A 15,829-nucleotide genomic window follows, 5' to 3' on the forward strand; every position below is an offset into this window, starting at 1 on the left:
GATTCCCGGACAGGGGGCGTCTTTGGGGGTCTAGACCCTGAAGTGGCCGACGACCGGAACATGGTCCGAGGGCTTTTCCTTGTCGCGCTCGTCACGGTGGATGACGACGTCGGTCAGGCGATCGGCGGCTTGCGACGACAGCAGCAGGTGGTCGATGCGAATCCCGAGATTCCGCTGCCAGGCGCCGGCCTGGTAGTCCCAGAAGGTGTAGCCGCCCGGCGCGCCGTCGACCTGCATGTAGCCGTCGGTCAAGCCCAGGTTCTTGAGGGCCCGGAACGCGGCACGGCTCTCCGGCTGGAACAGGGCGTCGCCCAGCCAGGCCTCGGGATTGGCCACGTCCTGCGCCTCGGGAATGACGTTGTAGTCGCCCAGGATGACCAGCGGTTCCTCGAAGGCCAGCAGGGCCTGGGCGTGGGCGTGCAGACGGCGCATCCACGCCAGCTTGTAGTCGAACTTCTCGGTGCCGATCGGATTGCCATTGGGCAGGTAGATACCGACCACCCGGAACGGGACCGGCGCGCCGATCACCGCCTCGACATAGCGCGACTGCTCGTCGACCTCGTCCTCGGACAGGAAGGGCAGGCCCTTGCGGACATCCTCGACCGGAAACTTCGAGAGCAGGGCCACGCCGTTGTAGGTCTTCTGGCCGTGGACGACGACGTTATAGCCGAGCCGCTCGAAGGCCTCGGCCGGGAACTTCTCGTCGACGCACTTGATCTCCTGCAGCACCGCGACGTCGGGCGCTTCGGCCTCGAACCAGGCCAGGACATTCTCCAGGCGGGCATTAACCGAATTGACGTTCCAGGTGGCGATGCGCATCGACGGCTCCGAAGTGAGCCCGGAAGCTAGGAGGCGGGCTCTAGTGGGGCAAGCCTGGAACCCACACCTCCGCCGATCGATCCGTGGATCTCAAAGCAGCGCGAGGATGTCGGCGGCGACTTCGGACATGTCATCGTTCAGCTGGTGGTCTCGCCGCTCCAACCGGTGGAGGATCGCCGCCGGAATCGCCGCCGCGTAAAGATCCGCATGGTGCGGCGGGACGGTGTCATCCGCATCGCCCTGGTACAGATGAATGGGAATTCGCGGAAGCTTGGCGCCGAGGTCAGACGTGGAGGAGATCTCGTCGCTTGGCCACCCGCCGTTTCCGATGAACGGCGCGGCGATCAGAAAGACGCCCGCCAATTCAATTTTCGGCGGCATTCGGGCGAGGTGATGAATGAGCACCGTCCCGCCGATCGAGTGACCGACGAGCATCGCGCCCTCGCTCAGCTTGTCGATCTCTTGTGTGAGCGCGGAGCTCCACACCGAGAACCGAGGGTCCGCCTCGTCCGGCATCCGTGGATAACGGATTTCCACAATGGGGCCGAGCTTGCGGGCCAGGCTACTGACCAGCTTGCTGTCCCAATCGTCGTACGCGCCAGCGCCAGCGCCTTGGACGAACAGAAGCTGGCGCGCCATGGACGATCCTAGATCGAGAAGCTGACCCCGCAGCCGCAGCTGGACTTGGCGTTCGGATTGCGCACCCGGAACTCCGCGCCGGCCAACTCGTCGACGAAGTCGATCTCCGAACCCTTCAGCAGGGCCAGGGAGACGACGTCGACCAGGGCCACGGCGTCGTCGCGCTCGACCTTCAGGTCGTCGTCCTCGACGGTGTCGACCAAGTCGAAGCGGTACTGGAAGCCGGAGCAACCGCCGCCGTCGACAGCGACGCGCAGCATCAGCGGTCTGCCCTCGCTGCTGGCGATGGCCTTGATCCGACGGGCGGCGTTTTCGGAAAGCGTTAAGTCTGTTTGGGTCATGGCTGTGGAAAAGTCACCTTCGGACTATATGAGGGTGTCGCGGCCTCTTCGGAAGGGGCCAAATCGTCCAAAGCGATAAAGGCGGTTCATGTCCTCCACCCCGTACTTCGTTCCTCGCGCGCCCTACGCCGAAGATCCGTTCAAGTCCAAGGGGCGCCGTTTCAAGGAAGAAGAGAGCCGGACCCGGACGCCGTTCGCGCGGGATCGCGACCGCATCATCCACACCTCGGCCTTTCGTCGGCTGAAGGAGAAGACCCAGGTCTTCGTGGCGCACGAGGGCGACAACTTCCGCACTCGCCTGACCCACTCGCTCGAGGTGGCGCAGGTGGCCCGCTCGCTGGCCACGGCCCTGGGGCTGGACGCCGACCTGGCCGAGACCATTGCTCTGGGCCACGACCTGGGCCACCCGCCGTTCGGCCATGCCGGCGAGGACGAGCTGGAGATCCAGATGAAGCCGTACGGCGGCTTCGACCACAATGTGCAGACCTTCCGCGTGGTGACTGAGCTGGAGCACCGCTATCCGGACTTCCTGGGCCTGAACCTGACCTGGGAGACCCTGGAAGGGATCATCAAGCACAACGGTCCGGTGACCAACAAGCTGGGCAAGCCCTCCTGGAAGGCGATCCAGAAGTACGACGACGAGTACAAGCTGGGCCTGGACACCTGGGCCTCGGCCGAGGCCCAGGTCGCGGCCCTGGCCGACGACATCGCCTACAACAACCACGACGTCGACGACGGCGTCACCGCCGGCCTGTTCACCCTGGACGAGTTGATGGACGTGCCGTTGATCGGCCCGATCCTGGCGGCCGTGAAGAGCGAGCGGCCCGATCTCGACCCGCGCCTGACCCACCTGGAAGCCGTGCGCCGCATGATCGGGGCGATGGTCGACGACGTGATGGGCGAGACCCTGCAGCGCGCCGCCGCCACCGGCGTGTCGTCGGCGGATGACGTCCGCGGCCTGGACCACGCGCTGGTCGCCTTCTCGCCGGACATGGCCGAGGACCTGGCCCGCCTGCGCGGCTTCCTCTACGAGCGGATGTACCGCCACTGGAAGGTCAATCGCACCCGCAGCCAGGCGCGCCGTATTCTGGGCGAAATGTTCGCGCTATTCCTGAGGGAGCCGGAGGTCCTGCCGACCGTCTGGTTCAACAAGTCGCAGAACCGCGACGAAGCCGGCCGGGCCCGCGTGGTGTGTGACTATATCGCGGGCATGACCGACCGCTTCGCGATAGAAGAGCACCGCAAGCTGTTCCACCTCGACGTCTGGAACTAGGCCTTAGGGCTCTGGTCTCCCGTGCGGGGCTGACGCTTCTGGGACGGGCCGCCGTTGGGTAACCTCAAGGCGCGCGCGTCTGATTCGATCGTTCGATCCGTGCGCCCCCTGTTCGGGGTTTTAAGAGTATCTGGAGCCTGCCTGAGATGTCCGATCCGCACCGCGGGGCCTATACGCCGCCCACCGACGCGCCGCTGTCCTTCGACGCGCGTCAGCCCGTGCGGGGCGCGCGCCCGCTGCCCATGACCTTGATCATCAGCGCGGTGGTGCTGGTGACGCTTGTCGTCGCCGTGGTGATGATCTATCGCGGCGGCGTTCGGGGTCCGAACGAGCCGCCGCAGGCGGTGGGGACCGAGGTCGCCCAGATGAAGACTCCGCCACCGGCCGGCAGCCAGCCGCAGGATCCTGCCGCGGGCCTGCAGATCTATCACAACGACGAGGCGCAGCCGTCGGCCACCTTCGCCGCGCCGCCCGAACAGCCGCAGGCCCGTCCGGCGGTTCCGCTGCCCACGGCGCCGGTCCAGACCGCGACCCTGCCGGCCGCGCAACCCGCGCCGACGGCGACGCAGCCGGCGACTCCAGCCGCTAAGCCGGCGCCGACCATCGAGTCCCTGGCCACCGCCGCCAACCAGAAGCCGGTCGCCGCCCAGCCCAAGCCGGTCCAGGTGGCCGCCGCCAAGCCCACCCCGACGCCCGCGCCTGTCGCGACCAAGCCCGTCGCGAGCACCACGGGCCCCGCCTCGGTGCAGATCGGCGCGCTGTCGTCGCCGGCCCTGGCCGACAAGGCCTGGACCGACGCCACGCGCCTGGCGCCCGGCCTGGCCGCCGGCAAGGGCAAGAAGGTCGAGGCGATCGACAAGAACGGCACGACCCTCTACCGCACCTCGGTGACGGGCTTCGCCTCGCGTGAAGCGGCCAAGGCCTTCTGCGAGGCCATCTCGGCCTCGGGCAAGTCCTGCTTCGTCAAATGAGCCTCTTGATGGGCGCCGCCTCTTCCGCCGCCATCCTCGGCTGCTCCGGGACCACGCTGACGGCCGAGGAGGTCGCGTTCTTCAAGGACGTGAAGCCCTGGGGCTTCATCCTCTTCAAGCGCAACATCGCCGACCCCAACCAGGTCCGGGCCCTGACCGCCGCCTTACGCGAGACGGTCGGGCGCGCCGATGCGCCGATCCTGATCGACCAGGAGGGCGGCCGCGTCGCCCGCCTGCAGCCGCCGCACTGGCGCACCTATCCGCCGGGCCGCGCCTATGGCGCGCTGGTGGCCAACGACCCGCTGACGGCGCGCGAGATCACCCGTCTGGGCGCGCGCCTGATCGCGCATGATCTGACGTCGCTGGGCATCAATGTCGACTGCGTGCCGGTGCTTGACGTGCCGGACCCCAAGGGGCACGAGATCATCGGCGACCGCGCCTATTGCGACACGCCCGAGCAGGTGGCGACCCTGGGTCGCGCGGCCGCCGAGGGGCTGCTGGCCGGCGGGGTACTGCCGATCATCAAGCACATCCCCGGCCACGGCCGCGCCCTGAGCGACAGCCATCTGGAGCTGCCGGTCGTGAAGGCCAAGCTGACCGAACTGGACGCTCGCGACTTCGCGCCATTCCGGGTGCTGTCGGACATGCCGATGGCGATGACGGCCCACGTCGTCTACACGGCCATCGACAGCAAGAACCCGGCCACGACCTCCAAGAAGGCCATCAAGAAGGTCATTCGCGAGTCGATCGGCTTCGACGGCCTGCTGATGAGCGACGACCTGTCGATGAAGGCGCTGAGCGGCGACTTCAAGCAGCGCGCCAAGGACAGCTTGTCGGCCGGCTGCGACGTCGTCCTGCACTGCAACGGCGACATGGCCGAGATGAAGGCCGTGATGTCGGGCGTCGGCAAGATGGGCAAGGAAGCTCGCCGCCGCGCTCAGGCCGTGATGGGGCGTTTGGTCAAGGTTCCCGAGCCCTTCGACGTGGCGGAGGCCCGCGCCCGCTTCGACGCGGCGTTCGACGGAAAGTTTGCGTGAGCACGGGCTTCCAGCCCACCTTCGACTTCGAGGCCGCCAACGAGGCGGCCGAGGACGGCGCCGCGCTGGTCATCGATATCGACGGCTATGAAGGCCCATTGCACGTCCTTTTGGCGCTCGCGCGCAGTCAAAAGGTCGACCTGCTGCAGCTGTCGATCACCCGCCTGGCCGAGCAGTATCTGGCCTTCGTGCAGCAGGCCCGTCGCGTGCGCTTCGCCCTGGCGGCCGACTATCTGGTGATGGCCGCCTGGCTGGCCTATCTGAAGTCGCGCCTGCTGCTGCCCAAGCCCGAGCGCGCCAAGGCCGAGGAGCCGCCGGCCGAGGAGATGGCCGCCCAGCTGGCCTTCCGCCTGGCCAAGCTGGACGTCATGCGCAAGGCCGTCGAGGCCCTGAAGGACCGTCCGATCCTGGGTCGCGACGTCTTCATGCGCGGCGACCCCGAGGCGGTGAAGATCGTCTCTTCCACACGGCTGGAAGGCGATCTCTACGGTCTGATGAGCGCCTATATCGAGCAGCGCAAGCGCGAGCACAGCCGTCACTACGCCCCACGTCCGCCGACCGCCTATCCGCTGGAGGACGCCCGCGATCGGTTGCGCAGTCTGCTGCCGAAGATGGAGGACTGGACGGTCCTGTCGACCATCGCCCCGATCGAGCGGGCGCTGGAGGAGGAAGATGGCCCGACGCCGGCCTCGTACCTGGCCTCGACCCTGTCGGCCTCGCTGGAGCTCGTGAAGGAAGGCATCCTGGAGGCGCGCCAGATGGAGCACTTCCAGGACATCTACTTGCGGACCCGGGCGGAGCCTCTAGAGGTCACCGAATGACCGTCGAACTCGAGCCCCTCTTCGTCGAGCGCTGCATCGAGGCCCTGCTGTTCGCGGCGGCCGAGCCGCTCAGCGACGTCGATCTGGCCAAGCGCCTGCCCGAAGGGGCGGACATCGCCGCCGGGCTCGCGGCGTTGCGCGCCCGCTACGAGGGCCGAGGGATCGAACTGGTCGAGGTGGCCGGGCGCTGGCGGTTCCAGACCGCCAACGACCTGTCGTTCCTGATGACGGAAGAGCGCGAGGAGCCGCGGCGCTTGTCCAAGGCGGCCCAGGAGACCCTGGCCATCGTCGCCTACCACCAGCCGGTGACGCGGGCCGAGATCGAGGCCGTGCGGGGCGTCCAGGCCAGCCGGGGCACGATCGACGTGCTGCTGGAGCTGGGCTTGATCCGCATGCGTGGCCGCCGTCGCACACCGGGCCGGCCAGTGACGTTCGGCACCACCGACGCCTTCCTGGAGCACTACGGCCTGGCGAACCTGGGCGACCTGCCGGGCATCGCCGAGATGAAGGCCGCGGGCCTCCTGGAAATGAACCTGCCGCCAGGCTTCAACGTGCCCGATCCGCTGGGCCTGCGCGCCAGCGAGGACGAGGATCCGCTGGACCTGGAAGATGGCGAAACGCCGGAATTCGCCCAGGACTTCCTGGGCGAGCCGGAAAAGGCGGAAACCCCATAGCCCGTTCGACGGGTTTTTGGCCTAAGCCAAGATATCCGCCACCAGGCCCCTTTGCCCCTTCTTGTCCGGGTCGTTCTGGACCTGCTGCTTGACCATGTCCTTGAGCTTGTCCTCGATCTTCTTGCGCTCCTCGGGCGACATGGCCTTGAGCTGCTCTTCGGTGACGCCCAGCTTGGCCAGCATCATGGCCCGCATCTTTTGGGCCGGGGTCATGGCCTGGAACTTCAGGAACTCGTCCTTGGCCGAGGTCTCGCCGACCGGCGAGGACGTCGAGGCGCTTACGCCGGCATAGGGGCTGTAGGTCGAGGAAGAACCGATCGCGGAAATCGACATGCGCACGCGCTCCCGAACTCAAAGGGTGCGACATCCTGGCAAGAAGCGCGCCAGCAATGCTAAGCGCGGCTTTTCAAAGGCTTGTGCCGAAAGGGATCGGCCAAAGCTCCACCAGGCGGTCAACTTGACCGAGCAGAACTTGCCGCCGCTCACGCGACCTCCCGTCTCACGGGCGAACGATGGTCGGCGGCCCCGTGAGCGCCTATATTCTCCGACATGTTGTAACGACGCGTCGCAGCGGCTATCTGGCGCTGTCGCAAGGAGTCTCGGTTATGGGAAGTTTCGGTCCTATCCACTGGATCATCGTCGCGGTCGTCGTGCTGCTGCTGTTCGGCGGTCGCGGCAAGCTGTCGGGCATCATGGGCGACGCGGCCAAGGGCATCCGGGCGTTCAAGGACGGCCTGAAGGACGACGTCAGCACTGAAGTCGCTGACAACAAGACCAAGGGCTCGCTGCCGCGCACCGAGCAGGAAGCCGAAGAGCTTCGCAAGTCGTAAGACCTTGAGGCGCGCGGGGAGGGGTTCTTCGCGCGCGACGATCCAACCACGCGGGGGCCGTCGGGCCGGCCGCTCTAAGGCGCGTCCATGCTTCCTGATATCGGTGGCACAGAACTCCTTGTCATCGCCGCTGTCGCCCTGATCGTGGTCGGACCCAAGGACCTGCCCGTTCTGCTGCGCAAGCTCGGCCAGTTCGTCGGTCGCATGCGCGGCATGGCGTCTGAATTCCGAGCCAGCTTCGACGAAATGGCGCGCCAGTCCGAGCTGGACGAGCTGCGCCGCGAGGTCCAGGCCATGCGCTCGGGCCAGTTCGCCAATCCCGTGCAGGAGGCCGCCGACGCGGCCAAGGACGCGGGCGTGGACCAGGTCTTCGCCGACATCGACGCCTCGCTATCCAGCGGCGCGACCCAGATGCACCCCTATGCCGGGGGCGAGATCCACAATCCGTCTCTGACCGCCGACAATTCGATCCTGCCGCCGGCCGCGGAAATCGTCGAGAAGCCCAAGCGCGCGCCGCGCAAGAAGGCCGCCGCCGCCCAGTCGTCGATCGTCGAGCCGGCCAAGGCCCCGCGCAAGAAGGCGGCCTCTAAGAAGGACATCACCGTCGAGACCCCCACGGCCGCCCCGGCGCCGCGTAAGCGAGCGACCAAGGCCCGCGGCTCGAACGCTTCGGATACCGTCTCGTGAACGACAAGGCCTACGACACCGAGGACGAGATCGAATCCTCGCGCGCGCCCCTGCTAGATCACCTGATCGAGCTGCGCACCCGCCTGATCATCTGCGTCGCCGCGATCGCCGTGGCGTTCGGGATCTGCTTCGCCTTCGTCAAGCCGATCTTCCTGTTCCTGGTCCGCCCGTTCACGGTGGCCGAGGGGCTGAAGGCCGTGCAGGACGCCGGCGGTCACCACGGCTCGTTCGACCTGCTGCTGGCCCTGGTCGGCATCAAGAAGGTCCCGGCCGCCTCGCTGGCCCAGATCACGCTGCAGGCCACCGCGCCGCTGGAGCAGTTCTTCACCAACATCAAGCTGGCCGCGTTCGGGGCCATTATCCTGGCCTTCCCGATCATCGCCTGGCAGCTGTACCGCTTCGTCGCGCCGGGCCTGTACAAGAAGGAACGCAACGCGTTCCTGCCGTTCCTGATCGCCTCGCCGGTGCTGTTCCTGATGGGCGCGTCGCTGGTCTACTATGTGATGCTGCCGTTCGTGCTGTGGTTCTCGCTGAGCCAGCAGATCGTCGGCGAGGGCGTCAAGGTCGTGCTGCAGACGCGGGTCTCGGAGTATCTGACCCTGGTCACCACCCTGCTTCTGGCCTTCGGTCTCAGCTTTCAGCTCCCGGTCGTGCTGTCCCTGGCCGGGCTCGCGGGTCTGGTCGATTCCAAGATGCTGCGGGCGGGCCGCCGCTACGCCATTGTCGCCGTCTTCGTGGTGGCCGCCATCGTCACCCCGCCCGATCCCATCAGCCAGATCACGCTCGCCGTGCCTCTGTGCCTGCTCTACGAGATCTCGATCTGGTGCGTCTGGCTGATCGAACGCCGCCGCAAGCGGGAAGAGGACGAGGACGCCGGCACGGACGTCGTGGCGGTTTGACCCGGACATGAAAAGGGCCCCGCGGCTTCAGCCGCGGAGCCCTTCAATCCACTCAAATACGCGAGTGAAACTTAGGCGGCGTCGCCGACGCGGGCTTGCAGCTGGGCCTTGGCGGCGCGGACCGTATCGATCACGCAGGCTTGGTAGCTGACGACGCTGAAGCTCGGCTGGGCGCGGCAGACCGTGGCGGCGGCCGTGCGGATCTCGGCGTGGATCTGGTCGCGGGTCTTGCCCTTCAGCGAGATGCGGACGACCGAGACGGTTTCGATGGCCGGGGTCTTGCCGGCTTCACGGGTGCGCAGGATTGAGGCCAGCTGGCGGTGGGCGCTCATCAGGGCGCCGTCGACGCAGTCCTGACCGCCGTTGCCGGCGCAGACCGAGGCGGCGGCCGCCTTCAGTTCGTTCTCGATCTGGACCGAGTTCTTGCCCGAGATCGAGACGCGCACTTCGGCGGCGGTCTTGGCGCCGGCCGGAGCGGCGACGGCGGCGGCGATGGCGAGGGCGGCGAAAGCGGCGAACATCTTCATGGTGTGTAGTCCTGTCTATGTCGGGAGGGCCGGGGAGGGCCGCTGGAAAAGGACGCGTACTGAATTTCGGCGCGGCTTTTCGGCGATGGGGATTAAGTCCGCGTGTGGAAGCACGCCTAATCTCCGTTAAGAGTTGGGTGTTTCGTGTCGAAGTGGGGCTTTACGGGCAAAAAGGCGCCTTTTCAGCCTGCGTCATCCGGCCGCACCATTCGGATTTTCCGGTTTTTGAGCAATGGAACGCTGCCGGCTGTCCGCCGGTGTGGGATCACGAAGCCGTTGAGAGCCCGCGCGCTCGTCCGGAAAGCTTGGCGCCCCCGCCGACGCGCCTTAGAGAGGGCGTTTCTCCTACCTCTCCCGAGCTAGCGTTCGATGCACGACATCAAGGCCATTCGCGACAATCCCGACGCTTTCGACCGCCAGTGGTCGGCCAAGGGGCGGTCGGGCGCGGCGGCCGAGGCCGTCAAGCTGGACGCCCAACTGCGCGCGGCCCAGACGGCCCTGCAGGAGGCCCAGGCCAAGCGCAATGAGAGCTCCAAGCTGATCGGCATGGCCAAGGCCAAGAAGGACGAGGCCGAGGCTCAGCGCCTGATGGCCGAGGTCGAGGCGCTGAAGGGGGTCATGGCCACCGCCGCCGAAGAGGAAGCCCTGGTCGGCGGCAAGCTGAAGGACCTGCTGGCCAGCCTGCCCAACATTCCGGCCCCCGAGGTTCCGGCGGGCGAGGACGAGCACGGCAATGTCGAGCAGCGCAGCTGGGGCGACGCCAAGGCCCTGCCGGCCGGCAAGCTGAACGCGCCTAAGGACCACGTTGACCTGGGCGCGGCCCTGGGCGGCATGGACTTCGAGGCCGCCGCCCGCATGAGCGGCGCGCGCTTCGTGGTGCTGAAGAAGGAGATCGCCCGTCTGGAGCGCGCTATCGGCCAGTTCATGCTGGACCTGCAGACGGTCGAGCACGGCTACACCGAGATCAGCCCGCCGCTGCTGGTGAAGAGCGACGCCCTTTACGGCACCGGTCAGCTGCCGAAGTTCGCCGAGGATCTGTTCCACACCGATGACGACCGCTGGCTGATCCCGACCGCCGAAGTCTCGCTGACCAACATCGTGCGCGAGCAACTGGTCGCCGAGGAAGAGCTGCCGATGCGCCTGACGGCCCTGACGCCGTCGTTCCGCGCCGAGGCTGGCTCGGCCGGCCGCGACACCCGCGGCATGATCCGCCAGCACCAGTTCTACAAGGTCGAGCTGGTCTCGATCACCACGCCCGACCAGTCGGAAGCCGAGCACCAGCGCATGGTCGAGTGCGCGGAGGCGGTGCTGAAGAAACTGGAGCTGCCGTTCCGCACCATGCTGCTGTGCACCGGCGACATGGGCTTTGGCGCCAGGAAGACCTACGACCTTGAGGTCTGGCTGCCGTCGCAGAACATGTATCGCGAGGTCAGCTCGTGCTCCAACTGCGGCGACTTCCAGGCCCGTCGCATGGACGCGCGCTACCGTAAGACCGGCGAGAAGGGCGGCCACTTCGTCCATACCCTGAACGGCTCGGGCCTGGCCGTCGGCCGCACCCTGGTGGCCGTGCTGGAGAACTACCAGGACGAGGCCGGCCGCATCCACATCCCGGCCGCGCTGCAGCCCTATATGGGCGGCGTGACGCACATCGGGGGCGCCGCGTGAGGATCCTCCTCACCAACGACGACGGCATCCACGCGCCGGGCCTGAAGGCCCTGGAGACGATCGCCCGCGCCCTGACCGACGACGTCTGGATCTGCGCGCCGGAATACGAGCAGTCGGGCGCCAGCCGGGCCCTGACCCTGTCGGACCCGATCCGCGTGCGGAAGCTGGATGACCGCCGCTTCGCCGTCGAGGGCACGCCGACCGACTGTGTGATGATGGCCGTGCAGCAGCTGATCGACGGTCCCGCGCCGGATCTGGTGCTGTCGGGCGTCAATCGCGGTCAGAACCTGGCCGAGGACGTCACCCTGTCGGGCACGGTGGCCGGCGCCATCGAGGGCATGGCCCACGGCATCCCGTCGATCGCCCTGTCGCAGACCATGACCTTCTTCCACGAGGAGGTCGTCGCCCACTGGGAAACGGCCGAGCACTTCGGTCCGGGGATCGTCCAGCGGTTGTTGGAGGTGGGCTGGCCCGCCGACGTGGTGATGAACGTCAACTTCCCGGCGCTGCCGATCGAAGAGGTCGGCGCGGTCGAGGTGACCCGTCAGGGCTTCCGCGACGGCCTGCTGCGCAACATGGAAAAGCGCACCGACCTGCGCGGCCGCGACTACTACTGGATGGGCTTCTCGGCCAAGGCCTCGCAGCCGGCCGAGGGCACCGACCTGCGTGCCATCTACGAAGGCCGCATCTCGGTCACCCCGCTGCACATCGACCTGACGCACCATGAGACCGTCCACGCGCTGAAGGGCGTCCTGGGCGGCGCGCCGCCGAAGCTGAAGGTGGGCGAATGAGCGGACGGACGACCAAGGCCGCCGAGAACGCCAAGGCCGACCTGCCGCGCCTGATGCAGGCCCTGCGCGACCAGGGGGTCACCGACCTCCAGGTGCTGAAGGCCATCGAGACCACGCCGCGCGATCTGTTCACGCCCGACCTGTTCAAGGACCGCTCGTGGGAGGATTCGGCCCTGCCGATCGCCTGCGGCCAGACCATCAGCCAGCCCTACATCGTGGGCCTGATGACCCAGGCCCTGACCGTCGAGCCGCGCTCGCGCGTGCTCGAGATCGGCACGGGCTCGGGCTACCAGACGACGATCCTCAGCAAGGTCTCGCGCCTCGTCTACACGATCGAGCGCTACCGGACGCTGATGAAGGAGGCCGAGGGCCGCTTCCACAAGCTGGGCCTGACCAACGTCATCACCAAGTTCGGCGACGGCGGCGAGGGCTGGGCCGAACAGGCGCCGTTCGACCGCATTATGGTCACGGCCGCCGCCGAAGATGATCCCAAGCGGCTGCTTTCGCAGCTGAAACCCAATGGCGTGCTGGTCGCGCCGGTGGGGAAGGGGCCTGTACAGAGCCTTCGCCGCTACGCGGGCGACGGCAAGGGGGGCTTCCGGGTCGAGATCCTGTGCGACGTGCGCTTCGTGCCCCTGCTGGCCGGCGTCGCCAAGGACCAGTGAGTTTGGAGGACGCGGCTTCCGCGGCCTTCGGTGTTAAAGATTGATTCACCCTGGCGGAGCCCTCTGGTGGCCCCGGCGGGAAAGGAGACGTTATGAGGCAGTTGTGGACGCAAGCGGCGGTGATCGCCCTGACGGCTGGAACGCTCTCCGCTTGTGCTACCGACGCGCCGCAGTATCCGGCGCGTGAGGGGCAGGCTTCGGCGCCCGCCCGGAGCATGCCGACGCCGAACTTCCCGATCAGCCAGGGCCCGGCCAGCCAGTCGCAGGCCGACGCGCCCCAGGCCACGGCGCCCAGCAAGACGACCGAAACCGACGCCGCCGAAACCTTGCCGCCGGCCCAGCCGATCCCCACGCAGTCGGCGCCGCCGGTGACGCGCACCGAGCTGCCGCCCGCGCCGGCGCCGCGCCCGGCCCCCGCGCCGCAGCCCGTGCTGCGCTCGGTTCCGCCCAAGACCGTGGTCACTACCACCGTCACGGGCTCGGTGGTCGAGGTGGCCGGCGAGCCGGAGGTGCATGTCGTCAAGTCCGGCGACACCCTGACCTCGATCGCCAAGCGCTTCGGCGTCAACGTCAACGACCTGGCCAAGGACAACGAGATCAAGAAGGGCCAGACCCTGCGCCTGGGCCAGAAGATCAGCGGTCCGGCCAGCGAGCGTAAGGCCTATGTCGTCCAGACCGGCGACACCATCTTCGCCATCGCCAAGCGCTTCAACGTCACCGCCGCGGCCCTGGCCAACGAGAACGACCTGAAGACCGGTTCGTCGATCCGGAAGGGCCAGAAGCTGGTGCTGCCGGATGGCTACAAGGACAAGGGCCCGATCAAGACCACCACGGTGATTCCGGGGACGCCAGGCTTGGCGACGGTCGTGGCCGACGAGAGCCCCGCGCCGGCGGCGACCACCCCGCGCCGGGGCTCGACGCGCCCCGCGCCGGTCGACGATACGCCCGAACCCACGACGGTCAGCACGACCTCGCTCAGCGTCACCGGATCCGTGGTCTCGGTGGCCGGCCCGCGTCAGGTCCACACCGTCAAGTCGGGTGACACCCTGACCTCGATCGCCCGCAAGTTCGACATGAGCGTCAGCGACCTGGCCGACGCCAACGATCTGAGCACCAAGAAGACCCTGCGCCCGGGCGCCAAGATCAAGGGCCCGGCGACGACCAACAAGGCCTATGTCGTCCAGAGCGGCGACACCCTGGGCGACATCGCCAAGCGCTTCAACGTCAGTGTCCGCTCGCTGGCGGGCGAGAACAACCTGCGCTCCACGGCCTCGCTCAAGAAGGGCCAGAAGATCGTCCTGCCCGACGGCTACAAGGACAAGGGTCCGATCCGGACCACGACCACGGCGGCGGTCCGCTCGCCCGAGCCGTCGAACACCTATGCCTGGGCCGAGACGCCCCCGCCGCGCTCCTCGACGCCGTCCGCCCCGGTGCCCTACACCCCCAGCGGCAACAGCTATCCGCGCCCCAGCGCGCCGGTCGCGTCCCAGCCGGTCACCCCGCCGCCCTCGACCGCGCGTCCGATCATCGAGAGCAGCGCCGCTCCGACCGAGGCCGAGATCATCGCCTCGGGCAAGGGCAAGTTCGCCTGGCCGGTGCGCGGCGAGATCATCTCGGGCTTCGGCTCCAATGGACCGGGTCAGCGCAACGACGGCCTGGACATCCGCGCGCCGCAGGGCGCGCCGGTGCTGGCGGCCGCCGATGGCAAGGTGGCCTATGCCGGCAACCAGGTGCCCAGCTTCGGCAACCTCGTGCTGGTCAAGCACGCAGACGGCTGGGTGACGGCCTACGCCCACCTCTCCAGCATCAACGTCAAGATGCAGCAGGACGTGCGCCAAGGCGAACAGCTGGGCGCGGTCGGCTCCACGGGCGGGGCCAACGAGTCCAAGCTGCACTTCGAGATGCGCTATGCGCCGACCGTCAAGGACAAGGCCAAGCCGGTCGACCCCGGCCTGGTGCTCCCACGCTGACGAAAAGACGGCCCGCTTCGAAAGAGGCGGGCCGTTTCGTTATCGCGGGGCGAAGCGTCCGGGCGTCACGCCGAACTGACGGACGAAGGCTTCGCTGAAGGCGGCAAGACTCTGGTAGCCGCAGTCCAGGGCCGCCTCGGTGACGCTGGCCCCGGCCGCCAGGCGCACCACGGCGTGGACCAACCGGGCCTTCTGCCGCCAGCCTTCCAGCGTCAGGCCGGTCTCGCGCGGGAACAGGCGCTGCAGGGTGCGGAGGCTGGCGCCGACGCTCCGGGCCGCTTCGGCCAGGTCGCGCGTGTCGGCGGGGTTCTCGCGCCAGGTCTCGGCCAGTCGCAGGGCGCGGGCGTCGCGAGGCAGGGGCAGCGCCAAGTCCTCGTCGGGCGCATCCAGCAGCAGATCGACCAGCAGGCCGGCGAGGCGATCGTGCGGCGGCCGCGCCGGGTCCAGCATCCCGACCTCGAGGATACGCAGGATCAGCTCACGCAGCAGCGGCGCCACCGCCAGCACGCGCGGTCGATCCGGAAGCGGGTCAGAACGTGGCCGGTCGATGTAGAGCGTGCGCATGGCGACTTCGCCGCGCGCGACGATAGCGTGGCGCACGCCGGCCGGGGCCCAGATGGCGCGCGTCGGCGGGACGGTCCAGGTGGCCTCGTCGGTGATCACCTGCATGACCCCCGAGGCGGCGAAGATCAGCTGGCCCCATCCGTGGGCATGGGCTGGCAGGACGGTCCCGGCGTGCAGCCCCGCCGCGTAGGTGCGGACGTCGAAGCCGTCGCCTTGAGCGCTCAATCGAACACCCCGGGATCGTACTGCATGGCCCCGACCAGATTGCCCTCGGTGTCCTCGAAATAGATCAGCTCGCCGACACCCTCGATGCGATAGGGCGGCATGACGATCCTGCCGCCGCCAGCCTCGATGGCGGCGATGGTCGCCTTCAGATTCTCGACGCCGAAGCTGACCTCGTAGCTGGCCATGCGCACGCCGGGCGCTAATTCGCGCCGTCCCTGCAGGGCGCCCAGCAGGCCCTGCCCGGCGTTCTTGATCTGGTAGAAGTCCGGTGGCCCCCACGGGTCGAAGCGCCAGCCGAACACGTCCTCGTAGAAGTGTCTGGCGCGAACGGTGTCGTCGGCGTTGATGGCGAAATGTCTGAACGTCGCGGGCATGGCGCGCTCTCCTGGGGTCGCGAGGACCTCCAGTTAAGCGCGGCTTGCGTTGGCGCG

General features: G+C 68.0%; 19 protein-coding genes. 12 read left to right on the forward strand and 7 right to left on the reverse strand.

Annotated features, from left to right (window positions below):
* Positions 1–30: 30 nt before the first annotated feature.
* The 3 genes from xth to erpA form a co-directional block, all read right to left on the reverse strand.
* A complete protein-coding gene (gene xth / locus MZV50_RS09620) occupies positions 31–819 on the reverse strand; it encodes an exodeoxyribonuclease III (protein WP_252634255.1) in 789 nt (262 codons plus the stop codon).
* 90 nt (positions 820–909) lie between these two features.
* Positions 910–1,458, reverse strand: coding sequence for an alpha/beta hydrolase (locus tag MZV50_RS09625; RefSeq protein WP_252634257.1), 549 nt, complete (start codon positions 1,456–1,458; stop codon positions 910–912).
* Positions 1,459–1,466: 8 nt separating this feature from the next.
* A complete protein-coding gene (gene erpA / locus MZV50_RS09630) occupies positions 1,467–1,799 on the reverse strand; it encodes an iron-sulfur cluster insertion protein ErpA (RefSeq protein WP_252634258.1) in 333 nt (110 codons plus the stop codon).
* Positions 1,800–1,887: 88 nt separating this feature from the next.
* Between erpA and MZV50_RS09635 the strand changes: the two genes are divergently transcribed.
* The 5 genes from MZV50_RS09635 to scpB all read left to right on the forward strand — a co-directional run bounded on the left by MZV50_RS09635 (position 1,888) and on the right by scpB (position 6,575).
* A complete protein-coding gene (locus MZV50_RS09635; protein WP_252634260.1) occupies positions 1,888–3,072 on the forward strand; it encodes a deoxyguanosinetriphosphate triphosphohydrolase in 1,185 nt (394 codons plus the stop codon).
* Between the two features lie 146 nt (positions 3,073–3,218).
* Entirely contained in the window at positions 3,219–4,043 is an 825-nt protein-coding gene (ftsN, locus tag MZV50_RS09640) for a cell division protein FtsN (RefSeq protein ID WP_252634262.1), read from the forward strand.
* Entirely contained in the window at positions 4,040–5,080 is a 1,041-nt protein-coding gene (gene nagZ, locus MZV50_RS09645; RefSeq protein ID WP_252634264.1) for a beta-N-acetylhexosaminidase, read from the forward strand. Before ftsN ends, nagZ begins: the two co-directional genes overlap by 4 nt.
* Entirely contained in the window at positions 5,077–5,901 is an 825-nt protein-coding gene (locus tag MZV50_RS09650; RefSeq protein ID WP_252634265.1) for a segregation and condensation protein A, read from the forward strand. Before nagZ ends, MZV50_RS09650 begins: the two co-directional genes overlap by 4 nt.
* Positions 5,898–6,575: an SMC-Scp complex subunit ScpB gene (gene scpB, locus MZV50_RS09655; protein ID WP_252634266.1), complete on the forward strand. Its 678-nt coding sequence runs from the start codon at positions 5,898–5,900 to the stop codon at positions 6,573–6,575. The genes MZV50_RS09650 and scpB overlap by 4 nt, the downstream gene beginning before the upstream one ends.
* Positions 6,576–6,596: 21 nt before the next feature.
* Here the strand turns inward: scpB and MZV50_RS09660 are convergent, their stop codons facing one another.
* Positions 6,597–6,908, reverse strand: coding sequence for a hypothetical protein (locus tag MZV50_RS09660; protein ID WP_252634267.1), 312 nt, complete (start codon positions 6,906–6,908; stop codon positions 6,597–6,599).
* Positions 6,909–7,180: 272 nt separating this feature from the next.
* On the opposite strand from MZV50_RS09660, the gene tatA reads away from it, so the two are divergent.
* The 3 genes from tatA to tatC all read left to right on the forward strand — a co-directional run bounded on the left by tatA (position 7,181) and on the right by tatC (position 8,991).
* Entirely contained in the window at positions 7,181–7,405 is a 225-nt protein-coding gene (tatA, locus tag MZV50_RS09665; RefSeq protein ID WP_252634269.1) for a twin-arginine translocase TatA/TatE family subunit, read from the forward strand.
* An 87-nt stretch (positions 7,406–7,492) separates the two neighbouring features.
* Positions 7,493–8,092 carry a Sec-independent protein translocase protein TatB gene (gene tatB, locus MZV50_RS09670; RefSeq protein ID WP_252634271.1) on the forward strand — a complete coding sequence of 200 codons (600 nt, stop codon included), beginning with the start codon at positions 7,493–7,495 and terminating at the stop codon, positions 8,090–8,092.
* Positions 8,089–8,991, forward strand: coding sequence for a twin-arginine translocase subunit TatC (gene tatC / locus MZV50_RS09675; protein ID WP_252634272.1), 903 nt, complete (start codon positions 8,089–8,091; stop codon positions 8,989–8,991). Before tatB ends, tatC begins: the two co-directional genes overlap by 4 nt.
* 71 nt (positions 8,992–9,062) lie before the next feature.
* On the opposite strand, the gene MZV50_RS09680 is transcribed toward tatC, so the two are convergent.
* A complete protein-coding gene (locus MZV50_RS09680; RefSeq protein ID WP_252634274.1) occupies positions 9,063–9,518 on the reverse strand; it encodes a hypothetical protein in 456 nt (151 codons plus the stop codon).
* 369 nt (positions 9,519–9,887) lie between these two features.
* Between MZV50_RS09680 and serS the strand changes: the two genes are divergently transcribed.
* The 4 genes from serS to dipM all read left to right on the forward strand — a co-directional run bounded on the left by serS (position 9,888) and on the right by dipM (position 14,609).
* Positions 9,888–11,183, forward strand: a complete 1,296-nt coding sequence (gene serS / locus MZV50_RS09685; protein ID WP_252634276.1) for a serine--tRNA ligase — start codon at positions 9,888–9,890, stop codon at positions 11,181–11,183.
* Positions 11,180–11,974 (forward strand): 5'/3'-nucleotidase SurE, encoded by a 795-nt coding sequence (surE, locus tag MZV50_RS09690; protein WP_252634278.1) that lies wholly within the window; start codon positions 11,180–11,182, stop codon positions 11,972–11,974. Before serS ends, surE begins: the two co-directional genes overlap by 4 nt.
* Positions 11,971–12,639, forward strand: a complete 669-nt coding sequence (locus MZV50_RS09695; protein ID WP_252634279.1) for a protein-L-isoaspartate(D-aspartate) O-methyltransferase — start codon at positions 11,971–11,973, stop codon at positions 12,637–12,639. The genes surE and MZV50_RS09695 overlap by 4 nt, the downstream gene beginning before the upstream one ends.
* 92 nt (positions 12,640–12,731) lie before the next feature.
* Positions 12,732–14,609 (forward strand): cell division endopeptidase DipM, encoded by a 1,878-nt coding sequence (gene dipM / locus MZV50_RS09700; RefSeq protein WP_252634280.1) that lies wholly within the window; start codon positions 12,732–12,734, stop codon positions 14,607–14,609.
* A 39-nt stretch (positions 14,610–14,648) separates the two neighbouring features.
* Here the strand turns inward: dipM and MZV50_RS09705 are convergent, their stop codons facing one another.
* Both MZV50_RS09705 and MZV50_RS09710 read right to left on the reverse strand, forming a co-directional pair.
* Entirely contained in the window at positions 14,649–15,398 is a 750-nt protein-coding gene (locus MZV50_RS09705) for an AraC family transcriptional regulator (protein ID WP_252634281.1), read from the reverse strand.
* Positions 15,395–15,772, reverse strand: coding sequence for a VOC family protein (locus tag MZV50_RS09710; RefSeq protein WP_252634283.1), 378 nt, complete (start codon positions 15,770–15,772; stop codon positions 15,395–15,397). The genes MZV50_RS09705 and MZV50_RS09710 overlap by 4 nt, the downstream gene beginning before the upstream one ends.
* Positions 15,773–15,829 lie beyond the last annotated feature (57 nt).

The sequence above is a fragment of the Caulobacter segnis genome, assembly GCF_023935105.1.
GTDB classification, from domain to species: domain Bacteria; phylum Pseudomonadota; class Alphaproteobacteria; order Caulobacterales; family Caulobacteraceae; genus Caulobacter; species Caulobacter segnis_B.

Bases quoted from the DNA above. Each gene is read 5' to 3' on its own strand.
- xth (WP_252634255.1), bottom strand. From the start codon at position 819: ATGCGCATCGCCACCTGGAACGTCAATTCGGTTAATGCCCGCCTGGAG.
- MZV50_RS09625 (WP_252634257.1), bottom strand. From the start codon at position 1,458: ATGGCGCGCCAGCTTCTGTTCGTCCAAGGCGCTGGCGCTGGCGCGTAC.
- erpA (WP_252634258.1), bottom strand. From the start codon at position 1,799: ATGACCCAAACAGACTTAACGCTTTCCGAAAACGCCGCCCGTCGGATC.
- MZV50_RS09635 (WP_252634260.1), top strand. From the start codon at position 1,888: ATGTCCTCCACCCCGTACTTCGTTCCTCGCGCGCCCTACGCCGAAGAT.
- ftsN (WP_252634262.1), top strand. From the start codon at position 3,219: ATGTCCGATCCGCACCGCGGGGCCTATACGCCGCCCACCGACGCGCCG.
- nagZ (WP_252634264.1), top strand. From the start codon at position 4,040: ATGAGCCTCTTGATGGGCGCCGCCTCTTCCGCCGCCATCCTCGGCTGC.
- scpB (WP_252634266.1), top strand. From the start codon at position 5,898: ATGACCGTCGAACTCGAGCCCCTCTTCGTCGAGCGCTGCATCGAGGCC.
- MZV50_RS09660 (WP_252634267.1), bottom strand. From the start codon at position 6,908: ATGTCGATTTCCGCGATCGGTTCTTCCTCGACCTACAGCCCCTATGCC.
- tatA (WP_252634269.1), top strand. From the start codon at position 7,181: ATGGGAAGTTTCGGTCCTATCCACTGGATCATCGTCGCGGTCGTCGTG.
- tatB (WP_252634271.1), top strand. From the start codon at position 7,493: ATGCTTCCTGATATCGGTGGCACAGAACTCCTTGTCATCGCCGCTGTC.
- MZV50_RS09680 (WP_252634274.1), bottom strand. From the start codon at position 9,518: ATGAAGATGTTCGCCGCTTTCGCCGCCCTCGCCATCGCCGCCGCCGTC.
- serS (WP_252634276.1), top strand. From the start codon at position 9,888: ATGCACGACATCAAGGCCATTCGCGACAATCCCGACGCTTTCGACCGC.
- MZV50_RS09695 (WP_252634279.1), top strand. From the start codon at position 11,971: ATGAGCGGACGGACGACCAAGGCCGCCGAGAACGCCAAGGCCGACCTG.
- dipM (WP_252634280.1), top strand. From the start codon at position 12,732: ATGAGGCAGTTGTGGACGCAAGCGGCGGTGATCGCCCTGACGGCTGGA.
- MZV50_RS09710 (WP_252634283.1), bottom strand. From the start codon at position 15,772: ATGCCCGCGACGTTCAGACATTTCGCCATCAACGCCGACGACACCGTT.